Source organism: Streptomyces sp. NRRL S-646, assembly GCF_000720765.1.
Taxonomy (GTDB): domain Bacteria; phylum Actinomycetota; class Actinomycetes; order Streptomycetales; family Streptomycetaceae; genus Streptomyces.
Window position 1 is genome coordinate 44,113 of sequence record NZ_JODC01000007.1, and the last position, 22,775, is coordinate 66,887.

The 22,775-nt window shown below is 70.9% G+C and carries 19 protein-coding genes and 3 pseudogenes; 10 read left to right on the forward strand and 12 right to left on the reverse strand.

What is annotated here, in order from left to right:
* The first annotated feature begins 1 nt into the window (after position 1).
* The 3 genes from IH68_RS0115735 (at position 2) to IH68_RS0115745 (ending at position 2,866) form a co-directional block, all read left to right on the forward strand.
* Positions 2-1,243 (forward strand): GTP-binding protein, encoded by a 1,242-nt coding sequence (locus tag IH68_RS0115735; protein ID WP_078912472.1) that lies wholly within the window; start codon positions 2-4, stop codon positions 1,241-1,243.
* Between the two features lie 197 nt (positions 1,244-1,440).
* A complete protein-coding gene (locus IH68_RS0115740; protein ID WP_030935031.1) occupies positions 1,441-1,812 on the forward strand; it encodes a hypothetical protein in 372 nt (123 codons plus the stop codon).
* A 55-nt stretch (positions 1,813-1,867) separates the two neighbouring features.
* The gene (locus IH68_RS0115745; RefSeq protein WP_030935034.1) at positions 1,868-2,866 is read left to right on the forward strand and encodes an LLM class flavin-dependent oxidoreductase; all 999 of its coding nucleotides are present in this window, start codon (positions 1,868-1,870) and stop codon (positions 2,864-2,866) included.
* Here the strand turns inward: IH68_RS0115745 and IH68_RS0115750 are convergent.
* Both IH68_RS0115750 and IH68_RS0115755 read right to left on the reverse strand, forming a co-directional pair.
* Positions 2,853-3,884, reverse strand: a complete 1,032-nt coding sequence (locus IH68_RS0115750; RefSeq protein ID WP_030935037.1) for an alcohol dehydrogenase — start codon at positions 3,882-3,884, stop codon at positions 2,853-2,855. The genes IH68_RS0115745 and IH68_RS0115750 overlap by 14 nt on opposite strands.
* 156 nt (positions 3,885-4,040) lie before the next feature.
* A complete protein-coding gene (locus IH68_RS0115755; protein WP_030935041.1) occupies positions 4,041-4,877 on the reverse strand; it encodes a helix-turn-helix domain-containing protein in 837 nt (278 codons plus the stop codon).
* Between the two features lie 112 nt (positions 4,878-4,989).
* Between IH68_RS0115755 and IH68_RS0115760 the strand changes: the two genes are divergently transcribed.
* On the forward strand, positions 4,990-5,595 hold the full coding sequence (locus IH68_RS0115760) for an NADPH-dependent FMN reductase (RefSeq protein ID WP_030935044.1): 606 nt from the start codon (positions 4,990-4,992) through the stop codon (positions 5,593-5,595).
* Positions 5,596-5,685: 90 nt separating this feature from the next.
* Positions 5,686-8,030: pseudogene (locus tag IH68_RS49815) on the forward strand (ATP-binding cassette domain-containing protein).
* Positions 8,031-8,048: 18 nt separating this feature from the next.
* On the opposite strand, the gene IH68_RS0115770 reads toward IH68_RS49815, so the two are convergent.
* Complete coding sequence (locus IH68_RS0115770; RefSeq protein ID WP_030935047.1) at positions 8,049-8,567, reverse strand: AAA family ATPase; 519 nt, start codon at positions 8,565-8,567, stop codon at positions 8,049-8,051.
* 41 nt (positions 8,568-8,608) lie between these two features.
* Positions 8,609-9,784, reverse strand: a complete 1,176-nt coding sequence (locus IH68_RS0115775; RefSeq protein ID WP_030935069.1) for an alanine--tRNA ligase-related protein — start codon at positions 9,782-9,784, stop codon at positions 8,609-8,611.
* 298 nt (positions 9,785-10,082) lie between these two features.
* Here IH68_RS0115775 and IH68_RS0115780 point away from each other — a divergent pair, with 298 nt between their 5' ends.
* Both IH68_RS0115780 and IH68_RS0115785 read left to right on the forward strand, forming a co-directional pair.
* Positions 10,083-10,838: an MBL fold metallo-hydrolase gene (locus IH68_RS0115780; protein WP_030935072.1), complete on the forward strand. Its 756-nt coding sequence runs from the start codon at positions 10,083-10,085 to the stop codon at positions 10,836-10,838.
* Positions 10,839-10,937: 99 nt separating this feature from the next.
* A complete protein-coding gene (locus IH68_RS0115785) occupies positions 10,938-11,465 on the forward strand; it encodes an STM3941 family protein (RefSeq protein WP_234341373.1) in 528 nt (175 codons plus the stop codon).
* 100 nt (positions 11,466-11,565) lie between these two features.
* Here the strand turns inward: IH68_RS0115785 and IH68_RS0115790 are convergent, their stop codons facing one another.
* The 5 genes from IH68_RS0115790 to IH68_RS0115810 all read right to left on the reverse strand — a co-directional run bounded on the left by IH68_RS0115790 (position 11,566) and on the right by IH68_RS0115810 (position 16,813).
* Positions 11,566-12,375 carry a lysophospholipid acyltransferase family protein gene (locus IH68_RS0115790; RefSeq protein WP_030935078.1) on the reverse strand — a complete coding sequence of 270 codons (810 nt, stop codon included), beginning with the start codon at positions 12,373-12,375 and terminating at the stop codon, positions 11,566-11,568.
* On the reverse strand, positions 12,375-13,148 hold the full coding sequence (locus tag IH68_RS0115795) for a GNAT family N-acetyltransferase (RefSeq protein ID WP_030935081.1): 774 nt from the start codon (positions 13,146-13,148) through the stop codon (positions 12,375-12,377). Before IH68_RS0115795 ends, IH68_RS0115790 begins: the two co-directional genes overlap by 1 nt.
* A gap of 292 nt (positions 13,149-13,440) precedes the next feature.
* Entirely contained in the window at positions 13,441-14,190 is a 750-nt protein-coding gene (locus IH68_RS0115800; RefSeq protein WP_030935084.1) for a succinate dehydrogenase/fumarate reductase iron-sulfur subunit, read from the reverse strand.
* Positions 14,187-16,139, reverse strand: a complete 1,953-nt coding sequence (locus tag IH68_RS0115805; protein WP_030935085.1) for a fumarate reductase/succinate dehydrogenase flavoprotein subunit — start codon at positions 16,137-16,139, stop codon at positions 14,187-14,189. Before IH68_RS0115805 ends, IH68_RS0115800 begins: the two co-directional genes overlap by 4 nt.
* Before the next feature lie 2 nt (positions 16,140-16,141).
* A complete protein-coding gene (locus IH68_RS0115810; RefSeq protein ID WP_030935099.1) occupies positions 16,142-16,813 on the reverse strand; it encodes a succinate dehydrogenase in 672 nt (223 codons plus the stop codon).
* Positions 16,814-16,933: 120 nt separating this feature from the next.
* Here IH68_RS0115810 and IH68_RS0115815 point away from each other — a divergent pair, with 120 nt between their 5' ends.
* Positions 16,934-17,821, forward strand: coding sequence for a LysR family transcriptional regulator (locus tag IH68_RS0115815; RefSeq protein ID WP_030935103.1), 888 nt, complete (start codon positions 16,934-16,936; stop codon positions 17,819-17,821).
* 93 nt (positions 17,822-17,914) lie between these two features.
* Here the strand turns inward: IH68_RS0115815 and IH68_RS53100 are convergent.
* Positions 17,915-18,235, reverse strand: a pseudogene (locus IH68_RS53100) (DUF4440 domain-containing protein); the annotation flags it as partial.
* 160 nt (positions 18,236-18,395) lie between these two features.
* Between IH68_RS53100 and IH68_RS55195 the strand changes: the two are divergent.
* Positions 18,396-18,527, forward strand: a pseudogene (locus tag IH68_RS55195) (LysR family transcriptional regulator); the annotation flags it as partial.
* Between the two features lie 42 nt (positions 18,528-18,569).
* Positions 18,570-19,802, forward strand: a complete 1,233-nt coding sequence (locus IH68_RS0115820; protein ID WP_030935106.1) for a PQQ-binding-like beta-propeller repeat protein — start codon at positions 18,570-18,572, stop codon at positions 19,800-19,802.
* A gap of 13 nt (positions 19,803-19,815) precedes the next feature.
* Here the strand turns inward: IH68_RS0115820 and IH68_RS0115825 are convergent, their stop codons facing one another.
* Positions 19,816-21,951 (reverse strand): putative bifunctional diguanylate cyclase/phosphodiesterase, encoded by a 2,136-nt coding sequence (locus IH68_RS0115825; protein WP_030935109.1) that lies wholly within the window; start codon positions 21,949-21,951, stop codon positions 19,816-19,818.
* Positions 21,948-22,760: an SAM-dependent methyltransferase gene (locus tag IH68_RS0115830; protein WP_030935110.1), complete on the reverse strand. Its 813-nt coding sequence runs from the start codon at positions 22,758-22,760 to the stop codon at positions 21,948-21,950. The genes IH68_RS0115825 and IH68_RS0115830 overlap by 4 nt, the downstream gene beginning before the upstream one ends.
* Between the last annotated feature and the right edge of the window lie 15 nt (positions 22,761-22,775).

Sequence of the window (22,775 nt, forward strand, 5' to 3'; positions counted from 1 at the left end):
AATGCCGTACGACAAGCCGTACACCCGCCTGCCCCTCACCGTCCTGTCCGGCTTCCTGGGGGCGGGCAAGACCACGCTGCTCAACCATGTCCTCGCGAACCGCGAGGGCCTGCGGGTGGCCGTCATCGTCAACGACATGAGCGAGGTCAACATCGACGCCGCGCTGGTGCGCGGCGGCGAGGCAGCGCTCTCGCGGACCGAGGAACGCCTCGTCGAGATGACGAACGGCTGCATCTGCTGCACCTTGCGCGACGACCTGCTGGAAGAGGTCGACCGGCTGGCCCGCGAGGGCCGCTTCGACCACCTCCTGATCGAGTCGTCCGGCATCTCCGAACCGATGCCGGTCGCCGCCACCTTCGCCTTCGCCCGCGACGACGGCGCCACCCTGGGAGATGTCGCCGAACTGGACACCATGGTCACGGTCGTGGACGCGGCGAACTTCCTGCCGGAACTGGAGGGCGGTGACGAACTCGCCGAGCGCGGACTCGCCCCGTACGAGGACGACGAGCGCACCGTCAGCGATCTCCTCGTCGACCAGGTCGAGTTCGCTGACGTCATCGTCCTCAACAAACTGGACCTGGTGGATTCCCAGGCCGCCGACCGGCTGTGGGCGACACTCGCCCGCCTCAACCCCCTCGCCCACATCGTCCCGGCCACCCACGGACGCGTGGACCTGCACCAGGTCCTCGGCACCCGCCTGTTCGACCTCGAACGCGCCCAGCAGGCGCCGGGCTGGGTGCGGGAGCTCAACGGCGACCACGTACCCGAGACGGAGGAGTACGGCATCTCCTCGACCGTCTTCCGCTCCGAACTTCCCTTCCATCCCGGTCGGTTGTGGACCTTCGTGACCGAGGGGCTGGACAGCGGCGCGTACGGACACGTCCTGCGCTCGAAGGGCTTCTTCACCCTGGCGGGCCGCTCCGGAGTGACGGGACTGTGGTCGCAGGCCGGTTCCGTGGCCCGCTTCGAGCCGTCGGCCGCGCGCGATCCCGAGGCGCCGTACGCGCAGGAACTGGTCCTGATCGGCGTGCAGTTGAACGCGGACAGGGTTCAAGCCGCCCTGGCGGACTGCCTCATGCGGACCGGCGAGCACCTTCCGGACGTCGACCCGTTCCCCGCATGGGACACGTACGGCATCGACGACATCTGCGAGCACGAGCACCAAACCCGTCATCTGCCGACTCCTGCCGACATCCTGGACACGGTCCGCACATCTGAGGATGCTCGAGTGCAAGCGGTGTGACAGCGCGGCACGCCACCGTGGGCGCGCCCTCCAGGAGGAGCGCGCGGTGCGCAGCCGCAACTTCCGCAACCGGCTCATCCGGGCCGGCCCGTTCCTCTGCCTCCTCGTCGCCTCCGTCCTGTGCGCCGCTGTGGGTCGACGGTGCCGTCCCCGTCTGCGAAGCGGGCCGCAACTGCCCGGACGCTCTGGCGCCCGGTGTGCGCGAGGTCGGTGCGGTCATGCTGCTCGGCGTGCTCGGCGCCGCCCTGCACGTCGCGGCGCGGCTCCAGCAGATGGGCGGCAGCTGGAACCCGTACGGGCTGCCGTTGTTCCAGGAGCTCATCAAGCTGCCCATCGGCGCCCTGACCGCGGTGACCGGGCTGGTGCTGGTGGACACCGCCGCCCTGCCCGTGATCCAGGCACCCGACTCGTGGCGTGGCGTCATGGCGTACGCCGTCGTGTTCGGGGTGGCCCAGCTGGCGCTGACCCGCACCATCGACCAGCGCGCCGAGAAGCTCCTGGCGGCCGAGCCCGCCCCGGACGAGGTGCAGCTGGAGAAGGCACCGGAGGATCACCAGGACGTCACGTGACCGGCAGCCACCCGGCGGGCGGGAATGCCGTGGCCCGTCACGCGTTGAACCCCGTGTGAGTTCCCTGATCGCCACCACCCCCTTCTCCGTCCTCGACCGCTCCCGCACCCGCGAGGGCCACACGGACGCGGAGGCGCTGCGTGACACCGTGCGGCTGGCCCAGGAGCTGGAGGATCTCGGCTATCACCGCTTCTGGGTGTCCGAGCATCACGGGGTGCCGGGCGTGGCCGGTTCGGCGCCCACCGTGCTGGCCGCCGCCGTGGCGGGTGCCACGCGCCAGATCCGGGTCGGCACGGGCGGCGTGATGCTGCCCAACCACCAACCCCTTGTCGTGGCCGAGCAGTTCGGGGTTCTGGAGTCCCTCTTTCCCGGGCGGATCGACATGGGGCTCGGGCGGTCGGTCGGCTTCACCGGCGGGGTGCGCAAGGCGCTGGGTAGGGACAAGGACGACGCCGAGGACTTCGGGGCGCAGCTGGAGGAACTGCTCGGCTGGTTCCGCGGGACGTCCCCGACGGGCGTGCATGCGCGCCCCGCGGAGGGCCTGACCGTGCCGCCGTTCGTGCTGGCCATGGGCGAGGGCGCCGCGGTTGCGGCCCGCGCGGGCCTGCCGATGGTCATCGGCGACCTCCGCAACCGCGAGAAGATGCAGCGCGGCATCGACCACTACCGCGACCGCTTCCGGCCCTCCCCGTGGGCGAGCGAACCGTACGTCGTCGTCTCCGGCACGGTCGCCGTGGCCGCCACGCCCGAAGAGGCGCGGCGGCTGCTGGTCCCGGAGGCGTGGTCGATGGCGTACTCCCGCACGCACGGCACCTTCCCGCCGCTGCCGCCCGCCGAGCGAGTCGAGGGGCTCGCGATGACCGGGAAGGAGCGCGGGTTCTACGAGTCCGGGCTCGCCGGCCACATCGCGGGCACCGAGGAGCAGGTCGCGCACGAACTGGAGACGGTGCTGAAGGAGACGGGCGCACAGGAGGTGCTGGTCACCACCAGTACGTACGACCGTGCGGCGCTGGTCGAGTCGTACCGGCGCCTGGCCCGTATCACCTCCCGGTAGTGATCACCATGCGGAAGCGGGCGGTGCCGGAGAGCATCTTCTGGTAGGCCTCGCCGGCCTGGTCCAGGGGCACGGTCTCGGTCATCGGGCGGATGCCGTGCAGGGCGCTGAAGGCCATGGTGTCCTGCACGTCCTGCGCGGTGCCGGACGGATGGCCGCGGACGATCCTGCCGCTCATGAGCAGCTGGAGCGGGCTGATGCCCAGGGGTTCGGGGTCCGCCCCGATGGCCACGAGTTCACCGCGGGGCGCCAGCCCGTCCACGGTGGCCGTGATGGCCTGGGAATTGCCCGCCGTGGCCAGCACGACCCTGGCGCCGCCGAGGGACTGCAGCGCCTCCGCGACGGGCGTGGCAGCCGTGCTGTCGACGTAGTGGTGGGCGCCGAGCTGTTTGGCGAAGTCGGCCTTCTCGGCCCCGCGGGCGATCGCCACGGTCTCGAAGCCCATCGCCACCGCGTACTGCACGCCGAGGTGACCCAGGCCGCCCAGACCCAGCACCGCGACCAGATCACCCGGGCGGGCCGCGCTGCGCCGCAACCCGTTGTAGGTCGTCACGCCCGCGCAGGCCATGGGCCCGGCATCATTCGCGGACAGGGCGTCGGGGATCCGGGCCAGGGCGTCGGCCGGCGCGACCAGCATCTCGGCGAAGCCGCCGTCGTACGCCCAGCCGGGCACCTTGAGGTTCACGCAGACGATGAAGTCGCCCTGCCGGCAGGGCGTGCAGTGGCCGCAGCTGCCGCCGAACCAGCCGACCGTCACCCGGTCGCCCACCTGCCAGCCCCGTTCCTCGGCGCCCTCGCCGAGCGCGTCGATCCGTCCGGCGATCTCGTGTCCGGGGACCACCGGGAAACTGATGCCCGGCACTCCGCCGTTCACGAAGAGGGTGTCGCTGTGGCAGACCCCGCAGGCCTCCACCGCCACCCGTACATGGCCGGGGCCCGGCTGCGGCACCTCGCGCTCGACGATCTGGAACGGGCCGCCGGCCTCGATGGCCTGCGCGACTCGATAGGTACTGCTCATCTGTCCCTCCGGGATGTCGTCTGTCCCTCCGGGGTGGGCGGGAAATGTCACTCCGGGATGGCGGGAAAGGGGCGAAAGCCCCAGGGTCCAGCACACCAGCTCGAAGCCGATCCCGCGCGCGAAACAGACGAACCGATCAAGGACGGTTGGCCGGCTCTACGAAATGGCCCGGAGCCCACCGCGGGAGCGGCGGCGGAGTTGTTCGACGGCCTGGGCCGTCTGTTCGTCGGCGGGCAGCAGGACGACCAACTGCTGGGCGTCCGAGGGGAGTTCGAGCATCTCGCGGACCAGCCGGAGCTCGCATCCGGCCGGGTGGTTGAGGCGGAGGTCCCCGCGCTGCGGAACCACGTGACGGTGCAGGCGGCGTGTGAAGTCGGGGCCGGCGACGGGGGCGAGTTCGGTGCTGAACCATTCGGAACTCTCGACGGACGGTGCGAGCCACAGGTCGAAGGCCTGCTGGTCGGCGACGTCGTCCCAGTCGGCGAAGAACGTCCGGGCGCGGGCGTCGGTGAAGACGTAGCGGGTGAGGTTCGGGGTGTCCGCGTCGAGCACTCCGGTGCCGCTCATCACCGACTCGTAGCCGCTGGTGTGGGCGAGGACGTCGCCCAGCCGGTTGGTGACCATGGCGATGCCCGGCTCGAGGAGGCGGAGAGTCTCCAGGACCGAAGGACGGACCTCGCGGCGCGGTGGCGCCGGCTGGGTGTGGGCGAGACACTCGCCGCCGCTGATCTTCGCGAGGTAGCGCAGGTGGTTGCGCTCGGCCGGGTCGAGGCTGAGCGCATCGGCGAGCGCGTTCACCACCGCCACCGAGGGGTTGCGGTCGCGGCCCTGCTCCATGCGGGTGAGGTATTCGACGCTGATGCCGGCCCGCGCGGCGAGATCCAGCCGTCGCAGTCCGGGTGAGCGGCGGCGGCCGTGGTTCGGCAGTCCCAGCGATTCGGGCTGGATGCTGTCGCGCTTGGCCCTGATGAAGTCCCCCAACGGCGTGCCCATGGGGCGAGCATAGGCCGCGGTCCGCTGATCGCGGAGGGCTCAGCCTGGCCCTGCGGGGGCCAGCCTGAGCACGGTCTGGCTGGCGTCAGGGCGCGGCGTGATCGTGGTGGGCATGGACAACAACGAGCAGAGCAAGCACAAGCTGGTGATCATCGTCGGAAGCGTCCGGGACGGACGTTTCGGCCCGGCGGTGGCCTCGTGGGTGGCCGAACAGGCGGGCGCTCACGGTGGTTTCGATGTGGAGGTCGTCGATCTGGCCGAGGTCGACATCCCGTTGGCGCTGCCTGCGGAGTCGCCGAAGTTCGCCGGTGACGCCTATCCCCGTCCGGCCGGGATGGCGCCACTGACGTCGGCTCTGGAGGGCGCCGACGCGTTCGTCGTGGTCACACCGGAGTACAACCACAGCTATCCCGCCTCACTGAAGGCGGCCATCGACTGGCACTTCACCCAGTGGACGGCCAAGCCCGTCGCCTTCGTCAGCTACGGCGGCGCGGCAGGCGGCCGGCATGCCGTGCTGCACCTGGAGAACGTGCTGACCGAGCTGCACGCGGTGACGATCCGCGACGGTCTCGCCTTCCCGAACTACTTCACCGCCTGGCAGGACGGTCGTCCCCTCGACCCCGACGCCGCCGGGTACGCCAAGACGCTGCTGGAGCAGCTGGCCTGGTGGGCCGGGGCACTGCGCTCGGCCCGCGAGGCCGCGCCCTACCCGGCGTGAGCTGGGACGACGCCCCACAGGCGACGCCGACGGCTTAGAATCGCGGCGTTTGTCCCGCCGTAGCCGAAGACCCGTACGGAGCTCCCGTTCATGCACGACCCACACGACCCGTACGTCCGCGTCCGCGGCGCCCGCGAGCACAACCTCAAGGGCGTGGACGTCGACATTCCGCGGGACGTGTTGACCGTGTTCACAGGAGTGTCCGGGTCCGGCAAGTCCTCGCTCGCCTTCGGCACCATCTACGCCGAGGCCCAGCGCCGCTACTTCGAGTCCGTCGCCCCGTACGCGCGCCGCCTGATCCATCAGGTCGGCGCGCCGAAGGTCGGCGAGATCACCGGGCTGCCGCCCGCGGTCTCGCTCCAGCAGCGCCGCTCGGCCCCGACGTCCCGCTCGTCCGTCGGCACGGTCACCAACCTGTCGAACTCCCTGCGGATGCTGTTCTCCCGGGCCGGCGACTACCCGCCCGGCGCCGCACGCCTCGACTCCGACGCCTTCTCCCCCAACACGGCCGTCGGCGCCTGCCCGGAGTGCCACGGCCTGGGCCAGGTCCACCGTACGACCGAGGAACTGCTGGTCCCCGACCCGTCGCTGTCGATCCGCGAGGGCGCGATCGCCGCGTGGCCGGGTGCCTGGCAGGGCAAGAACCTCCGGGACATCCTGGACGCGCTCGGCCACGACGTGGACCGGCCGTGGCGCGAACTCCCGGCCGACCAGCGGGAATGGATCCTCTTCACCGACGAGCAGCCGGTCGTCACGGTCCACCCGGTACGCGACGCGGACCGCATCCAACGGCCCTACCAGGGCACGTACATGAGCGCCCGCCGATACGTCCTGAAGACCTTCTCCGACTCCAAGAGCCCCACCCTCCGGGTCAGGGCCGAACGCTTCCTGACCAGCGCGCCCTGCCCGGCGTGCGGCGGCAGCAGGCTGCGTCCGGAGGCGCTGGCCGTCACCTTCGCGGGCCGTACGATCGCCGAGCTGGCCGCGCTGCCGCTGACCGACCTCGCGGGCTGTCTGGTGGCGGGCGACGAGACCGCCCGCGTCCTCACCGAGGACCTCACTTCCCGTATCGCACCGGTCCTCGAACTCGGCCTCGGCTACCTCAGCCTGGACCGCTCCACACCCACCCTTTCGGCGGGCGAGCTGCAGCGGCTGCGCCTGGCCACGCAGCTGCGCTCCGGACTGTTCGGCGTCGTCTACGTCCTCGACGAGCCGTCCGCCGGCCTGCACCCGGCGGACACCGAGGCCCTGCTGACCGTCCTGGAGAGGCTGAAGTCCTCGGGCAACTCGGTGTTCGTGGTGGAGCACCACCTCGACGTCGTGCGCGGCGCCGACTGGCTGGTGGACGTGGGCCCGAACGCGGGCGAGCACGGCGGAGAGGTGCTGCACAGCGGGCCGGTGGCGGAACTGGCCTCGGTCCCGCAGTCCGCGACGGCCCGGTTCCTCTTCGACCGCTCCCCCACCGCCGTACGCCAAGTACGCACCGCTCGCGCCCAGTTGAAGGTCGGGCCGGTCACCCGGCACAACCTGCGCGGGGTGACGGCCGAGTTCCCGCTCGGTGTGTTCACCGCGGTCACCGGCGTGTCCGGGTCCGGCAAGTCAACGCTCATCGGCGAGATCACCGAGGACCTGGCGGGTGTGGAACGGCTGGTCTCCGTCGACCAGAAGCCCATCGGCCGCACGCCACGCTCCAACCTCGCCACCTACACGGGCCTCTTCGACGTCGTACGCAGGGTGTTCGCGGCCACCGAGGAGGCGCAGACCCGCGGTTACGGCGTCGGCCGCTTCTCCTTCAACGTCGCCGGCGGGCGCTGCGAAACCTGCCAGGGCGAGGGGTTCGTCAGCGTCGAGCTGCTGTTCCTGCCGAGTACGTACGCGCCGTGTCCGGACTGCGGCGGGGACCGCTACAACCCGGAGACGCTCCAAGTGAGACGTACCGGGGCCGGAACATCGCTCAGGTGCTGGACCTGACGGTGGAGAGCGCGGCTGAGTTCTTCGCGGACACCCCGGCGGTGGCGCGCAGTCTCACCACCCTGCTCGACGTGGGCCTCGGCTACCTCCGCCTGGGCCAGCCCGCCACCGAACTGTCCGGCGGCGAGGCGCAGCGCATCAAGCTGGCGAGCGAGTTGCAGCGTGGCCGCCGCGGCCACACCCTCTATCTCCTCGACGAGCCGACCACAGGTCTGCACCCGGCGGACGTCGAGGTCCTGATGCGGCAGCTGCACGGTCTCGTCGACGCCGGCCACACCGTGATCGTCGTCGAGCACGACATGTCGGTCGTCGCGGGCGCGGACTGGGTCATCGACCTGGGGCCGGGCGGCGGGGACGCGGGCGGGCGGATCGTGGCGGCGGGCACACCGACGGAGGTGGCGGGCGTCGCGGGGAGCGCTACGGCGCCCTATCTGGGACGGGTGCTGCCACCGCGGAATGCGTGAGCGCAGGCGCTGCCCGCATCACAGGGCTGCCAACCATGCGGCGGTGTCGTCGGGGTGCGGGAACCGGACCGTGCGGAGGGGCGCGAAGCGAGGATCGCTGGTGCGCCGTGCGATCTCGCTGCGGCGGCCCGCGTGCTGGGACCAGGCCCACCACACCGGGTGTTCCCTGCTGAGCCAGCCCGCCCAGGTCTCCCTGTTGCCACCGAAGACACGCTCGCGGGTCACCGTGCGCCGCAGGGAGCGGCGAAGGACGCGCGGCATCACGACGCACTTGCCGTAGTCCAGCCAGAGCACGGTGTCGGCCTGCTCCCAGAGCAGGTCACGGACCTCCGGGTAGCCGATGCTGTCGATGATCCAGCGGGGTTGGGCCAGGATGCGTGACACCGCCTCGCCCAGCCTGTCGTTGACTGCCCAGTCGGGGCCGACGAAATACATCGCGTCCATCTCGTGGTAGGGCACATCCAGGCGCTCACTCACGGCCCGCGCGAGCGTGGACTTGCCCGCCCCCGTGACACCCACCACCAAGATCCGCTGCATGCGGGCAATGTACAGCGCAGGCAATACCGCCACCTCACCTGTCAGTCCCCGGACAGCAGACCGGCCACCAGGTCGCGCGGCAGGCCGTGGGTGTCGTGGAGGTAGTGGTAGTCCTCATCCCTCAGCGGGCCCTTGAACTGCCGCCGGGAGAGCACGCGTTGGCCGCGTTCGAGGAGCTGGGTGAAGCGCTGTTCCTCGTCCAGGAGGAGTCTGCGGACGTTGTCGGTTCCGCAGGGCTGATGGAAGTGGTTCAGGGTGTGGTCCACGAGTTCCAGGGGCAGGTCGGTCAGGGTGCGTGAGGGGTCGTCCCGGCGCAGTGTGGTGAGGAGGCGGCGGATGAGGCGGCGAAGTACGTGACCGCGGCCGGTGTTGGACGGGCGTACGCCGTCGCCGAGTACGACGATGCCCGAGCGCAGGTGGTCGCAGACGAGACGGGTCGAGGGCTCGTCCAGGTCCCACAGCGGCGGGAGCAGCCGCAGCCACGGTTCGAACAGGTCCGTGTCGTAGACCGAGCGGTGTCCTTGCAGGACGGTCGTCAGGCGTTCCAGGCCCATCCCCGTGTCGATGGAGGACTGGGGCAGGGGTTCGAGGGTGCCGTCCTCATTGCGTCGGTAGCGCATGTTGACGTGGTTCCAGATCTCCACCCAGCGGGGGTCGGTGGTGGGGGTGCCCTGGGGTGGGGTGCCGATGTCGCCGGTCCAGACGAAGATCTCCGAGTCCGGGCCGCAGGGGCCGACGGGGCCGTTGGACCACCAGTTCTCGTCGTCGGTGAGCTCCACCGGCAGCCCCAACTCCTGCCAGGTGCGCAGTGATTCGGCGTCGGGGCCGACCTGGTCGTCGCCGCCGAAGACCGTGACGTGCAGCCGCTCCTGCGGAATGCCGAATCCGTCGCGCAGCAGTTCGTATCCCCAGCGCAGGCTCTGTGGGTGGCCGTAGTCGCCGAGCGACCACGAGCCGAGCATCTCGAAGACCGTCAGGTGGGTGGAGTCGCCGATCTCGTCGAGATCGGTCGTGCGCAGGCAGCGCTGGACGTTGATCAGGCGCCGTCCCTGGGGATGGGGGCGGCCCTGCAGGTAGGGCGTGAGGGGGTGCATGCCGGAGGTGGTGAACAGCACCGGGTCCGAGGGCGGCGGCAGGAGGGAGCTTCCGGTGATGAGGTGGTGGCCGCGTTCACGGTAGAAGTCGGTGAACGTGCGCACGGTCTGGTCGGTGTTCATGGCGGTGTCCGTTCGGGTCATGGGGACCGGAAGGGACCGCGGGAGCCGCCTGCGAGCCCTGCGAGCCTGCGCAGAGGAGTGGCACCACATCCCGGCGATCCGTTTCCGGCCGCCGGGGAAAGGTGGAGAGGTCAGGCGTCGGCAGCCGGGGAGCTGGTCGCTCGCGCGGCTGCGGTGTGGGTACAACAGGTCCTGACCTTCATGGGGGAACGCTAACAGGGGGCGGTGCGGCCCGTCTTCCGGGTTTCCGGGCCTCGCATCGGGGGCTCCTGCATGCGACTGGATAGGGTCTCGTGACATGCGACTGACGGTTCTCGGCGGCTGCGGCGCCTGGCCCACGGCGGTCCAGGCATGCAGCGGCTATCTCGTCGAGCACGACGGGTTCCGCCTGCTGGTCGATCCCGGCTACGCCAGCCTGCCCCGCCTGCTGCACCACCACACCGTCGACGCGGTCGACGCCGTGCTGGTCAGCCACGGGCACCCCGACCACTGCGCCGACCTCAACCCCCTGCTCCGGGCCCGCGGGCTGAGCGACGATCCTCCGCCGCCCCTGCCCGTGTACGCCCCGCACGGGGCCCTCGACGCGGTCCTGGCGCTCGACAAGCCGCGCATGCTCGCGTCGGCGTACCGGCTGCAGGAGTTCACCCCCGGCGACCGTTTCGCGGTTGGCCCGTTCACGGCCGACACTTGGCTGCTGCCCCACTTCGTGCCCAATGCCGGCATCCGGCTCAGCACCCCGGGCGGCGTGCTCGCCTACACCGGCGACACCGGCCCCAGCGCCGACATCCTGCGCCTTGCAGAGGGCGCCGACCTGTTCCTGTCGGAGGCCACCTACGTCCACGAGGCGCCGGCCGACGATGCCCCCTACCTGCTGACCGCACGTCTGGCCGGACAGTACGCCCACCAGGCGGGCGCTGCCCGGCTCCTGCTCACCCACCTGTGGCCGGGCACGGATCCGACGGCCGCACGGCAGGCGGCCGCGGAGTTCTTCGGGCAGCCGGTCGGCATCGCCACCCCGGACCTCGTCAGCGAGGTCAGCCGGGCTGCCCCCTGATCCGGGCGCTGCGGGACGGGCCGGGCGGCCGGAGCGTGCACCGGACGGTCCCGGAAAAAGCTTCCGCTGACGAGGGCTCTGGTCCTATCGTCTGAGCCCGTGATCAGAAACAGCGTTCCACTGCCCCCGACGGTCTACCCGGTCGCGAAGGGACGTGTGTGGGCCATGCTGGCCGGCTCCCTGGTCTTCGTCGCCCTGGGCATTGCTTTCCTGGTCGCCCACAGCACCTTGAAGATGACTGTGGCGGGGGCTGTGGCCGTGCCCTTCTTCGGGTTGTGCTCGGTGATCATCGTCCAGCGCCTGCTCCGCGACCGACCCGAGTTGGTGCTGGACGACGCGGGAGTGGACCACGTGAGGCTGGGCCGGTTCGGCTGGGACGAGATAGCCGCCGTGCGGATACGCGAGCAGTGGGTGCGCAACACCTCGCAGTTGTTCATCGAGCTGGTGCTGCACGACCCGGACGCCTATCTGGCTCGGGCACCCAAGCTCGTCCGCAGCACCGCGTCCATGAACGCACGTCTCGGCTTCGGTCCGGCCAACATGGCCACGAACACCTTGCCGGTGCCGCCTGGGGCGGTCCTGGACGCGATGCGGCGCCACTGCCCCGGACTCGCAGTACAGCACTGAACGCGTCCGCAGGCGGTGGCCGAGATGGTCGACGGCGCGGGACGGAAAGGCCCGGTCGGTCACCGCGGCGCAACTGATCAACCCGTCAAAGAGACACGCGCTAGGCCACCAGCGCCGCGTGGATCCAGTCCGCTTGAACCGTCGTCCCCGGCTGGGCGGCGCGGGCCAGTGAGCGGCGGTCCGGGTGGCTGCCGGGCGCGATGGCGTCCCGTACCTCGACCTCGGCCACCAGCCCCCGCGCCGACACCACCCGCCACACCGACGCCAGCAGCGAGTCCTCGCCGATGAAGGCGGGCGCCGTGCTGGCCGTACCCCCGGCGATCCGGTAGTGCAGACGTACCGGCTGTACGGGAACGCCCGCGTCGAGGGCGGCCTGGAAGACGGCGCGGCGGAAGGTGCCCTGGGCGCGTCCGCACCAGGTGCTGCCCTCGGGGAAGACCCCGACGGCCTGCCCTTCGCGCAGCGCGTCCGCGATGCGGGCGACGGTTTCCGGCAGGGCACGCAGCCGGTTGCGGTCGATGAACAGGGCGCCGCCACGGGCCGCCAGGGGGCCGGCCACGGGCCAGTCCCGGATGTCGGACTTGGCGAGCATGCGGGCCGGGCGGACGGCGGCAAGCAGCGGGATGTCCAGCCAGGAGATGTGGTTGGCGACCAGGAGCAGTCCCCCGGTGGGCGCGGTGGTGCCGGTGATACGGACCTGGACCCCTGCGGCCCGCACGATCCACCGGCACCACCGCTTCACCAGCTCGGCGGGGATCCTCCCGCCGAGCGGCGACAGCACGACCCCGGCAAGCACCAGGGTCACGACTGCCGCCATCCGCAGCACGGCGCGCGGTACGGCCGTGGCGGACCCCGCCGCCTCTATGCACGCCCCCGGGGTGCAGGGCGCGCTGGGCTGCCAGACGCTCATCAGGCGGGCACGAGGGAGAGGAAGTGCCGCAGATAGCGCGGGTTGACCCGGCGCATCGACAGCAGCACATACAGGTCGGCGACCCCGAAGTCCGGGTCGTGGGCGGGCTGCGCGCACACCCAGGCGCCGAGGCGGAGGTAGCCGCGCAGCAGGGCGGGCAGTTCGGCGGAGGCGGCGGCCGGCGTCGCGCCGTCCGGGACCCAGGGCAGCAGCGGCCGTACCCGGAACTCCTCCGGGGCCAGGTACTTGCCCCGCACCTTCTCCCAGGTGGCGGAGGCGAGCGCGCCGCCGTCGGCGAGCGGGATGGAGCAGCAGCCGGCCAGCCACTCGTGGCCGCGGTCCACCATGTAGCGGGCGATCCCGGCCCAGATGAGGCTGATGACGGCGCCGTCGCGGTGGTCGGGGTGGACGCAGGAGCGGCCGACCTCGACCAGGCCGGGGCGGATCGCGTCGAGCGCGGTCAGGTCGAACTCGCCCTCGGAGTACAGCCGTCCGGCGACCGCGGCGCGCTCCGGCGGCAGCAGCCGGTACGTGCCGACGACCTGGCCGGACACCTCCTCGCGCACCAGCAGATGGTCGCAGTACGCGTCGAAGGCGTCGATGTCGTAGCCCGGCTGCGGGGTGGCCAGCAGGGCCCCCATCTCGCCGGCGAAGACATCGTGCCGCAGCCGCTGCGCGGCACGCACGTCGGCCTCGTCGCGGGCGAGGGTGACGGTGTAGCGGGTGGGTGCGGCGGGCTTCGGGGGACGGTCCAGGGTGGTGACGCCGGTCATGGCTCTCTCCAGGTCGACGGCCGGGGACGGCGGAGCGGGAGCAGACCGTTGGCGCATGATCTGCCGCCCCTGTTCTTCCGATGCCGGCTGACCTTCGCGTGACAGGCGCAGAGAGAGCGGGTGTGGGCTTGTTGAACGACTCGCTCAGATGGGGCGCCGGGCGGTGCTGTTCACTTCGTGGCCACGCGGCGCTCGCAGAACTCCCCACCTTACAGACCGCACACGTGCGAGACGGGGCCGGGGAGCACCACTCCCGGCCCCGCCCGTCCGCACGTCCGGCGAACGTTCCTTGTTAGCGCTTCGCCGCCTTCCGCGCAGCCCGCAGCCACTCCTTGTTCATGCTCGTGATGGACACCAACGGAATGCCCTTCGGGCAGGCAGTGGCGCACTCCCCGGTCAAGGTGCAGCCACCGAAGCCCTCTTCGTCCATCTGCGCCACCATGTCCAGCACCCGCGTCTCGCGTTCGGGCGCGCCCTGCGGCAGCACGTTCAGGTGGTTGATCTTGGCGGAGGTGAACAGCATCGCCGCCCCGTTCGGGCAGGCCGCCACGCACGCCCCGCAGCCGATGCACTCGGCGTGCTCGAAGGCGAAGTCGGCGTCCGGCTTGGGTACGGGTGTGGCGTGGGCCTCGGGTGCCGAGCCGGTCGGGGCGGTGATGTAGCCGCCGGACTGGATGATCCGGTCGAACGCCGACCGGTCCACCACCAGGTCCTTGATCACCGGGAAGGCGGAGGCCCGCCACGGTTCGATGTCGATCGTGTCGCCGTCCTGGAAGGACCGCATGTGCAGCTGGCAGGTCGTGGTGCGCTCGGGCCCGTGCGCGTCGCCGTTGATGACGAGCGAACACGCACCGCAGATGCCCTCGCGGCAGTCGTGGTCGAAGGCGACCGGGTCCTCGCCCCTGAGGATGAGCTCCTCGTTGAGGGTGTCGAGCATCTCCAGGAACGACATGTCGGAGGAGATGCCGTCCACCTCGTACGTGGACATGGCGCCTTCGGCGTGGGCGTTCTGCTGCCGCCAGACGCGCAGGGTGAGCTTCATGCATAGCTCCGCTGAGTGGGGTGGACGTACTCGAAGACCAGGTCTTCCTTGTGCAGGGTCGGAGCCTCGCCGGTACCGGTGAACTCCCAGGCGGCCGCGTACGCGAACTCGTCGTCCCTGCGGGCCGCTTCACCGTCCGGGGTCTGGGACTCCTCGCGGAAGTGGCCGCCGCAGGACTCCGCGCGGTGCAGTGCGTCGAGGCACATGAGCTCGGCGAGCTCGAGGTAGTCGACGACACGGTTGGCCTTCTCCAGCGACTGGTTGAACTCCTCGCCGGTGCCGGGCACCTTGATGCGCCGCCAGAACTCCTCTCGGATCTGCGGGATGCGCTCCAGCGCCTTGCGCAGACCGGAGTCCGTACGGGCCATGCCGCAGAACTCCCACATCAGTTCGCCGACTTCGCGGTGGAAGGAGTCGGGGGTACGGTCGCCGTCCACGGACAACAGGAGGTTGAGACGGTCCTGTGTCTCCGCCAACACGTCCTGGACGACCGGATGTTGGACGGTGACCGGCTCGTGGTGCGGGTTGCGGGCGAGGTAGTCGTTGATGGTCGCGGGCAGTACGAAGTAGCCGTCGGCCAGGCCCTGCATCAGTGCTGAGGCGCCGAGGCGGTTCGCGCCGTGGTCGGAGAAGTTGGCCTCGCCGATCGCGAACAGGCCCGGGATGGTGGTCTGCAGGTCGTAGTCGACCCACAGTCCGCCCATCGTGTAGTGCACGGCGGGGTAGATCCGCATCGGGACGGTGTAGGGGTCCTCGGCGGTGATCCGCGCGTACATGTCGAAGAGGTTGCCGTACTTCTCCTCGACCGCCTTGCGGCCCATGCGCTTGATGGCGTCGGCGAAGTCCAGGTAGACGCCCTGCCCGCCGGGGCCCACGCCCCTGCCCTCGTCGCAGACGTTCTTGGCGGCGCGGGAGGCGATGTCGCGCGGGACCAGGTTGCCGAAGGACGGGTAGATGCGCTCGAGGTAGTAGTCGCGCTCGTCCTCGGGGATCTTGTTCGGCTGCCGGTCGTCGCCCTTGGCCTTGGGCACCCAGATCCGGCCGTCGTTGCGCAGCGACTCGCTCATCAGGGTGAGCTTGGACTGGTGGTCGCCGGTGCGCGGAATGCAGGTGGGGTGGATCTGGGTGAAGCAGGGGTTGGCGAAGTGGGCGCCGCGCCGGTGGGCCCGCCAGATGGCGGTGGCGTTGGAGTTCATGGCGTTCGTCGACAGGTAGAAGACGTTTCCGTAGCCGCCGCTGGCCAGGACGACGGCGTCCGCGAAGTACGTGTCGATGCGGCCCGTGACCAGGTCGCGCGCCACGATGCCGCGCGCCTTCCCGTCGATGACGATCAGGTCGAGCATCTCGGTGCGCGGGTGCATCTCGATGTTGCCCGCGGCGATCTGCCGGCTGAGCGCCTGGTAGGCGCCGAGCAGCAGCTGCTGGCCCGTCTGGCCGCGGGCGTAGAAGGTCCGCGAGACCTGTACGCCGCCGAAGGAGCGGGTGTCGAGCAGGCCGCCGTACTCCCGGGCGAAGGGCACGCCCTGTGCCACGCACTGGTCGATGATCTCGACGGAGATCTGCGCGAGCCGGTGCACGTTCGACTCGCGGGCGCGGAAGTCGCCGCCCTTGACGGTGTCGTAGAAGAGGCGGTGGATGGAGTCGCCGTCGTTGCGGTAGTTCTTGGCGGCGTTGATGCCGCCCTGCGCGGCGATGGAGTGGGCGCGGCGCGGGGAGTCCTGGTAGCAGAACTGGACGACGTGGTAGCCCTGTTCGGCGAGCGTGGCGCCGGCGGAGCCGCCCGCGAGACCCGTGCCCACCACGATCACCGTGTGCTTGCGCCGGTTGGCCGGGTTGACCAGCTTGGCCTCGAAACGGCGCTTGTCCCAGCGCTCGTTGATCGGTCCGGCGGGGGCCTTGGTGTCGACGACCGGCTCTCCGGTCGTGTAATCCACGTACTCAGCGGTCATGTTCAGTTCACCACTCCGGTCATGACGCCCACGGGTACGGCGATGAAGCCGGCCGTGAGCAGCAGTGCGAGGACGTTGGCGACGGTCTTGAGCGCGCGGTCGCGGCTGCGGCTGCCGACGCCGAGGGTCTGGGCTGCGCTCCAGAAGCCGTGCCGGATGTGCAGGCCGAGGGCGAGCATCGCGACGATGTAGATGACGTTGCCGTACCAGGTGGAGAAGGTGTCCACGACGTTCTGGTACGGGTGCCCCTCCTGGAAACCGCCCGAGTGCACGGTGCCGGTGGTCAGGTCGAGGATGTGCCACACGATGAACAGGCCGAGGATGATCCCGCCCCACCGCATGGTGCGCGTGGCGTAACTGGCCTTCGCCTTCTTGTGGACGTACTTGCTGGGCCGCGCCTTGATGTCGCGGCGGCTGAGCTGGTACGCCGAGACGGCGTGTGCGACGACGGCGACGATCAGCACCACGCGGACCAGCCACAGCGTCCACTCGTAGTGCATGAACGGCTCGCCCACGGTGCGCAGCCAGTGCGCGTAGTGGTTGAACTCGCCGGCCCCGAAGAAGATCTTCAGATTGCCGATCACGTGGGCGACCAGGTACAGCAGCATGATCACGCCGCTGACGGCCATCACTGTCTTCTTGCCGACGGAGCTGTCCCACACGGTGCGCGCCATCGACGGCCGTCGGTCCGTCCGCGTTGCCAGAGCCATGACTCAAGACGCTAGAGCCGAAGGTCCCGATCGGTCCAAGACATGGTCCGGCTTGATTCCATAGGAAGCAGCTATCGTACGAGGATGCAGTTCCAGCAGCTCCAGTACTTCGTGGCGGTCGCCGAGACCCGGCACTTCACCCGGGCCGCGGACCTGGTCCATGTCGCGCAGCCCTCCCTCTCCCAGCAGATCAAGGCCCTGGAGCGGGAACTCGGGGCCGATCTGTTCCTGCGGGCGCGCGGCAACATCACCCTCACCGACGCGGGCGAGGCGCTGCTGCCACTGGCCCGACGCATCCTGGCCGACGCGGACACCGCCCGGCACGAGGTGCAGGAACTGGTGCAGCTGCGCAGCGGCCGGGTCCGGCTGGGCGCGACCCCGAGCCTGTGCACGGGCCTGCTGCCCGACGTCCTGCGCTCCTTCCACGACCGCTATCCCGGCATCCGGCTGCTGATCGAGGAAGGCGGCTCCCACGATCTCGTACGGGAACTCGCCCGCGGCGCCCTCGACCTCGCCCTGGTCGTCCTGCCGCTGCCGACGCCGTCCCCGGCGCTCACGACGGTGGAGCTGCTGCGCGAGGACCTGGTGGTGGTGTCGTCCCCCGAATCACCCGCGCCCGCCGGCCCGGGCCGGCGCACGGTGCGCATCGCCGATCTGGAGAGCGAACCCCTGGTGATGTTCCGGCACGGCTACGACCTGCGCGAACTGACCGTGGCCGCCTGTCGCGCCGAGGGCTTCGAGCCGGACTTCGCGGTGGAGGGCGGCGAGATGGACGCGGTACTGGGCTTCGTGCGCGCGGGTCTCGGCGTGGCCGTCGTCCCCCGCATGGTCGCGACACGCTCCGGGCGGGGCCTACGGGTCACTCCACTGGCCCGCCCAGGCCTCCACCGCACGATCGCCCTGGCCCACCGCAGCGATGTGGCTCCGCCGCGGGCGGCTCGGGAGCTGCAGCGGATGCTGTTGGAGCGGTGAGCGGGCGTACCGCCGGCCGTATGGCCATACGTCCCTCCTTCGGCATCTCGTCCTGGGCGGTTCTGCCACGGTTTCCTTGTCGGAAGTGGGTAGCCCGGGCGGCACCGGCGTGCCCTGGTGGTAGTACATGCGCCAGCCCGTCTCCTCGTCCCGTTTGCGCCACAGGGAGCTGCGCCGGGCCCGTCGGCCCTCGAAGACCGTCTCGAACGTGAGGTGCACCAGGCCTGGGGCGAGCAGGACCCCCGTGATCTCCGACGGCTCGTAGCGCGGGCCGTCCACGGCGCTCCCCGGCTTGTCCGGCAGCCCGGCGATCGTCTCCTCGTAGGTGTACCGCCGGCCCGAGGCACCGACCTCCACGAACTCGGGGTCGATCAGGCGGGCGCCCTCGGCTGAGGAGCGGACGGCGGGATCCATCAGGCTCAGTTCACCCGCGATGGCCTGGTTCACTGCGTCGGTTTCATCGTTCACCCACGCATCCTCGCGCCCGAACCCGGCGCATCCGCAACCGGGTTGCGCGGCCGCCGGGCTACAGGTGAGCGCGGCCCGCACCGTCTTCGCCGTTGAAGGCGGGTAGAGCGGGCGGGGGCTGCGGGTCACTCCGCCGGCGCGATCCGGTCTGCATCGGACGATCGCCCTGGCGCACCGCAGTGACACGGCTCCGCCGCGGGCGGCACGGGAGTTGCAGCGGATGCTGCTGGAGCGCTGAGCGGTCTTAGCATGGGGTTCTCTCACACGGGGGTGGGCGGGGATGAAACGGCGGATCGTTGCGGTGGGCGCGGCACTGCTGGTGCTGGTGGGGTGCGCGGGGAACACCGCGTCCGGCGGACCGAACAGCCCGGCGGCCCCGTCTCCGTCCGGCGGCTCCGGGCCGACGGCGGAGACGAGCTCGACGTCCGTCTCCGGCCCGTGGCGCGCGTGGACGGCGTCCCTCTCCAGCCAGGAGGCCCACGGCAGTTGCGGCGCGACGGCGCACCAGGTGGTGTGCGCGACCAACTCCGGCGGATTCGTGGGGCGTTCGCGGGCCGACGGTCGTATCACCTGGACCGTGCCCGCGGGCGACCACGGCAAGAGCGCCGGACTGGTCGTCGACGCGGCCGACGAACGGGCCGTGACCGGGGTAGCGGGTGTGCTCCGCGCGGCGAACCTGCGGACGGGTGCGCAGGCGTGGACCCATCGACTGCCCACCGGCCGCACCTACTTCGCCATCGGCGCTGCGGAGGGAGTCGTCTACGCTCTCGAAGCGGCAGATCCCTTCACCCACACCCCCGTCCTCGACGCCGTTCGCGCGTCCGACGGCACACCCCTCTGGCACCGGACCGTGGCCTGGAGCACGGGCGAATCCCTGGCCGCCTTCCGGGGCCGCGTCTACACGGCCGACGGCACCCGGGTCACCGCCCGCGACGCCCGCACCGGCGACACCCTGGCGACCAGCCCCACGGGCGTCGAGTGCCCGCACCTCGTCACCGGCGGCCACTATCTGGTCTGCACCGGCAGTCCGTTGTCCGCCGGGGACACCTTCGCGCGCATGCGGCGCCTGGATCCGGCGACGCTTCGGCCGCTGCCGACCCCGAGGAACACGGCCGACAAGCCCGTCCACGGGGTGATCTCCGACGACGGGGTCCTGGTGCTGTACGAGGCCGGCGCCGAGGACACGAGCGCGGGCAACTGGTTCGCGTACGACCTCGAGAACGACCGCAAACTGTGGAGCACGTACGCCACCGAGGCGGACGCCACCGTGGCCGACGGCCGGTTCGTGACCTTCACCCCCGTCAACGACCGCACCACGCGGGGCCGCGTGATCACGATCGACCTGCACGCCGGTCCGCAAGGGACCGGAACCGCCGCACCCCGCATGTCCCCGGCGTACTCGCAGACCAGGGACGGCGAACACCCCGTGCTCGTCGTGCCGGGCGGGGACACGGGCCACGTCGTCGTCATGGCCCGTACCCACGGTTCCCTGCGGTCGCTGCCGCTGCCCTAGGACCGGGCGGGGCTCAGCCCGTCGCGTCCACCAGCGCCAGCTCGTGCAGCCGGTCCGGTGGGCCCGGGCGGGCGTAGTACCAGCCCTGGGCGGTGTCGCAGCCCAGGATCCGCAGCTGCTCGGCCTGGGCTCCGGTCTCCACGCCTTCGACCGTCACCGCGAGGTCGAGGGAGTGGGCGAGCGCGACGATCCCTTCGACGATCTTGAGGTCGACGGGGTCCGCGGGGAACTGCTGCATGCTCTGGGTGAAGGAGCGGTCCAGCTTGAGGATGCTGACCGGGAGGCGGCGCAGGTTCGCCAGGTTCGAGTAGCCGGTGCCGAAGTCGTCGAGGGCGATGTCGACGCCCATCTCGGCGAGCCGGCGCAGCGGCTTGAGGAGGTCGTCGTCGGCGCCGATCAGCGCCGACTCGGTGACCTCAAGGCAGAGCGCGTCCGGGTCGACTCCCGTGCGTTCCAGGATGTCGACGGTGTCCTGGACCAGGCCGGGGTGGGTGAGCTGGCAGGGCGAGAGGTTGACGTTGATGCGCAGGGGGCCCGCATCTTCGTAGCGTTCTCGCCATTCGCGGGCCTGGCGGACCGACTGTTCCAGGACCCAGCGGCCGAGCGGCACGATCAGGCCGGTGTGTTCGGCGAGCGGGATGAAGCGGTCCGGGCCGAGGATGCCGTGCTGCGGGTGCAGCCAGCGCACCAGGGCCTCGGCACCGCGCACGCTGCCGTCGCCGAGGTGGACCAGCGGCTGGTACTCGATGAAGAACTCGCCCCGGTCCAGGGCCGTCGGCAGCGCGGTGGTCAGACCGTGCCGGGTGATGGCGCGGGCGTCGGCCTCCTCGTCGGCGAGCTCGAAGCGGTTGCCGCCAGCCGACTTCGCCCGGTACATGGTGATGTCGGCGCTGCGCAGCACTTCCGCCGGGCTGCGCTCGCCCGCGGGGCCCTCGACGATGCCGATGCTGCCGCGCACGGTCAGTTCCCGGCCGTCGATGCTGATCGGGGCGATGAGGGCGTTCATGATGCGGGCGGCGAGCTCGTCGACCTCGCGCTCGGTGTCGGTGCCGGTGGTCAGCGCCACGAACTCGTCGCCGCCGAGCCGGGCGACCATCTCGCCGGGTGCCGTCGCACACCCCTGCAGCCGGTCGGCGACCTCGACGAGCAGCCGGTCGCCGGCCGCGTGGCCGAGGCTGTCGTTGATGGTCTTGAAGCCGTCCAGGTCGAGGTAGCACAGGCCGTAGCGCTGGCCCCTGCTTGCGCCCAGCGCCTTCTCCAGGCGTTCGAAGAAGAAGGTGCGGTTGGGCAAACCGGTGAGCGCGTCGTGTGTGGCCTCGTAGCGCAGTCGCAGGTTGAGCAGGCGCCGCTCGGTGGTGTCCTCCATGAGGGCGAGCTGGTACTGCGGGTTGCCGTCCGCGTCGCGCAGCAGGGAGACCGTCAGGTTGGTCCACAGGACCGTTCCGTCAGGGCGGTAGAAGGCCTTTTCGACGTGGTAGTGCTCGCGCTCGCCGCGGACGAGCTCGTCGTAGAGCTTCCAGGTCTGCGGCGCGTCCTCGGGGTGGGTCCACTCCTGGACCTTGCGGCCGTAGGCCATCGTGTCCGTGATGCCGAACATGCGCAGCAGGGCGCCGTTGACCTGGAGGATGTTGCCCTCCAGGTCGGCGATGCCGATTCCTATGGCCGCGCCCTCGAAGACCGCGCGGAAGCGGGCCTCGGTGTCGTGCAGGGCCTGCGCGACGACGCCCTGCGCCTGGAGGGCGGCCGCGGAGATCGCCTCCTGCTCGGCCAGCGTCCGCTCGCGCAGCGCCTCGGCGAACCCGGCGGCCATGGCGTGCTGCAACCGCGAGGAACGCGCCCGCAGTTCCTCCTGGTCGCCGTCCTCACCGCAGTAGAGCACCAGGTAGGCGTCGACGCAGTCCAGGGTCCGGGTCAGCGCGTCCGGGTCGGTGCAGTGGGCTGCGACCAGGGCGGCGCCGACCGCCTTGCCCGCGCCCGCGTCGAGGGTGCGGGTGTGCAGCGCCTGGCTCAACCGACGGGCCAGCGGCAGGAGTTGTTCCTCGAACTCCGGCCTGGTCAGCGACGTCGAGGTCACCGGGAACACCGCCCGGCTCCAGATCGTCGCGAACCTGCGCAGTCTGTCCGGCTGCCCGTCCGGCTCCGCGATCACGCCGTACGCCCCACGCCGGCGAACCCGGAGAAGGCATACGGATCCTCGTCCTCCGGCGCCTCCTGCGGCCGCCACAGCGGCGGCGCCACCAGTCCCGGTTCCACCATGTCGTACCCCTCGAAGAACCGCGCGATCTCGTCGCGCGAGCGCATGATCAGCGGGTTGCGGATGTCCTTGTACACGTCCACCGCGCCCTCGGCCCGCTCCGCCGGCAGCGGAATACCCTCGTACGAGGCGTGCGTGAGAACGAGCAGGCTGCCCGGCGCGAGCGCGTCACGCAACTGAGCCACCGCCTCGTACGGGTCGTCCGCGTCTTCCACGAAGTGCAGTATGGCAACGAGAAGCAGCGCCACTGGCCGGTTCAGGTCGATCAGGCGCTCCACTTCGGGGCTCGCGAGGATCTCCTGGGGCTTGCGGAGGTCGGCGGCGACGACTCCCGTGCCGTCGTTGCCCGCGAGGACGGCCTGGCTGTGCGCGACGGCGACCGGGTCGTGGTCGACGTAGACCACGCGCGCGCCGGGGTCGGCCGACTGGGCCACCTCGTGGACGTTGCCGAAGGTGGGGATGCCGGAGCCGACGTCCAGGAACTGGTCGATGCCCTCGCCGACCGCGAAGCGCACCGCGCGCCGCATGAACGCCCGGTTCGCCTGCATGATCTTCGGGAGTCCCGGCATGAACTCCATCGCCTTGCGGGCCGCCTCCCGGTCGACCTCGAAATTGTGCGAACCGCCCAGGTAGTAGTCGTAGATCCGCGAGACGCTGGGCACCGAGATGTCGATGCTCCGGGGGGCCCAGGCGGGACGCTCCATCTATCTCTCCAAGGC

Coding starts and splice junctions, on each gene's coding strand:
- IH68_RS0115755 (WP_030935041.1), bottom strand. CDS start 4,877: ATGGGCACGCCGTTGGGGGACTTCATCAGGGCCAAGCGCGACAGCATC.
- IH68_RS0115735 (WP_078912472.1), top strand. CDS start 2: ATGCCGTACGACAAGCCGTACACCCGCCTGCCCCTCACCGTCCTGTCC.
- IH68_RS0115750 (WP_030935037.1), bottom strand. CDS start 3,884: ATGAGCAGTACCTATCGAGTCGCGCAGGCCATCGAGGCCGGCGGCCCG.
- IH68_RS0115760 (WP_030935044.1), top strand. CDS start 4,990: ATGGACAACAACGAGCAGAGCAAGCACAAGCTGGTGATCATCGTCGGA.
- IH68_RS0115780 (WP_030935072.1), top strand. CDS start 10,083: ATGCGACTGACGGTTCTCGGCGGCTGCGGCGCCTGGCCCACGGCGGTC.
- IH68_RS0115790 (WP_030935078.1), bottom strand. CDS start 12,375: ATGAGCGTCTGGCAGCCCAGCGCGCCCTGCACCCCGGGGGCGTGCATA.
- IH68_RS0115775 (WP_030935069.1), bottom strand. CDS start 9,784: ATGAACACCGACCAGACCGTGCGCACGTTCACCGACTTCTACCGTGAA.
- IH68_RS0115795 (WP_030935081.1), bottom strand. CDS start 13,148: ATGACCGGCGTCACCACCCTGGACCGTCCCCCGAAGCCCGCCGCACCC.
- IH68_RS0115800 (WP_030935084.1), bottom strand. CDS start 14,190: ATGAAGCTCACCCTGCGCGTCTGGCGGCAGCAGAACGCCCACGCCGAA.
- IH68_RS0115805 (WP_030935085.1), bottom strand. CDS start 16,139: ATGACCGCTGAGTACGTGGATTACACGACCGGAGAGCCGGTCGTCGAC.
- IH68_RS0115830 (WP_030935110.1), bottom strand. CDS start 22,760: ATGGAGCGTCCCGCCTGGGCCCCCCGGAGCATCGACATCTCGGTGCCC.
- IH68_RS0115815 (WP_030935103.1), top strand. CDS start 16,934: ATGCAGTTCCAGCAGCTCCAGTACTTCGTGGCGGTCGCCGAGACCCGG.
- IH68_RS0115770 (WP_030935047.1), bottom strand. CDS start 8,567: ATGCAGCGGATCTTGGTGGTGGGTGTCACGGGGGCGGGCAAGTCCACG.
- IH68_RS0115810 (WP_030935099.1), bottom strand. CDS start 16,813: ATGGCGCGCACCGTGTGGGACAGCTCCGTCGGCAAGAAGACAGTGATG.
- IH68_RS0115820 (WP_030935106.1), top strand. CDS start 18,570: ATGAAACGGCGGATCGTTGCGGTGGGCGCGGCACTGCTGGTGCTGGTG.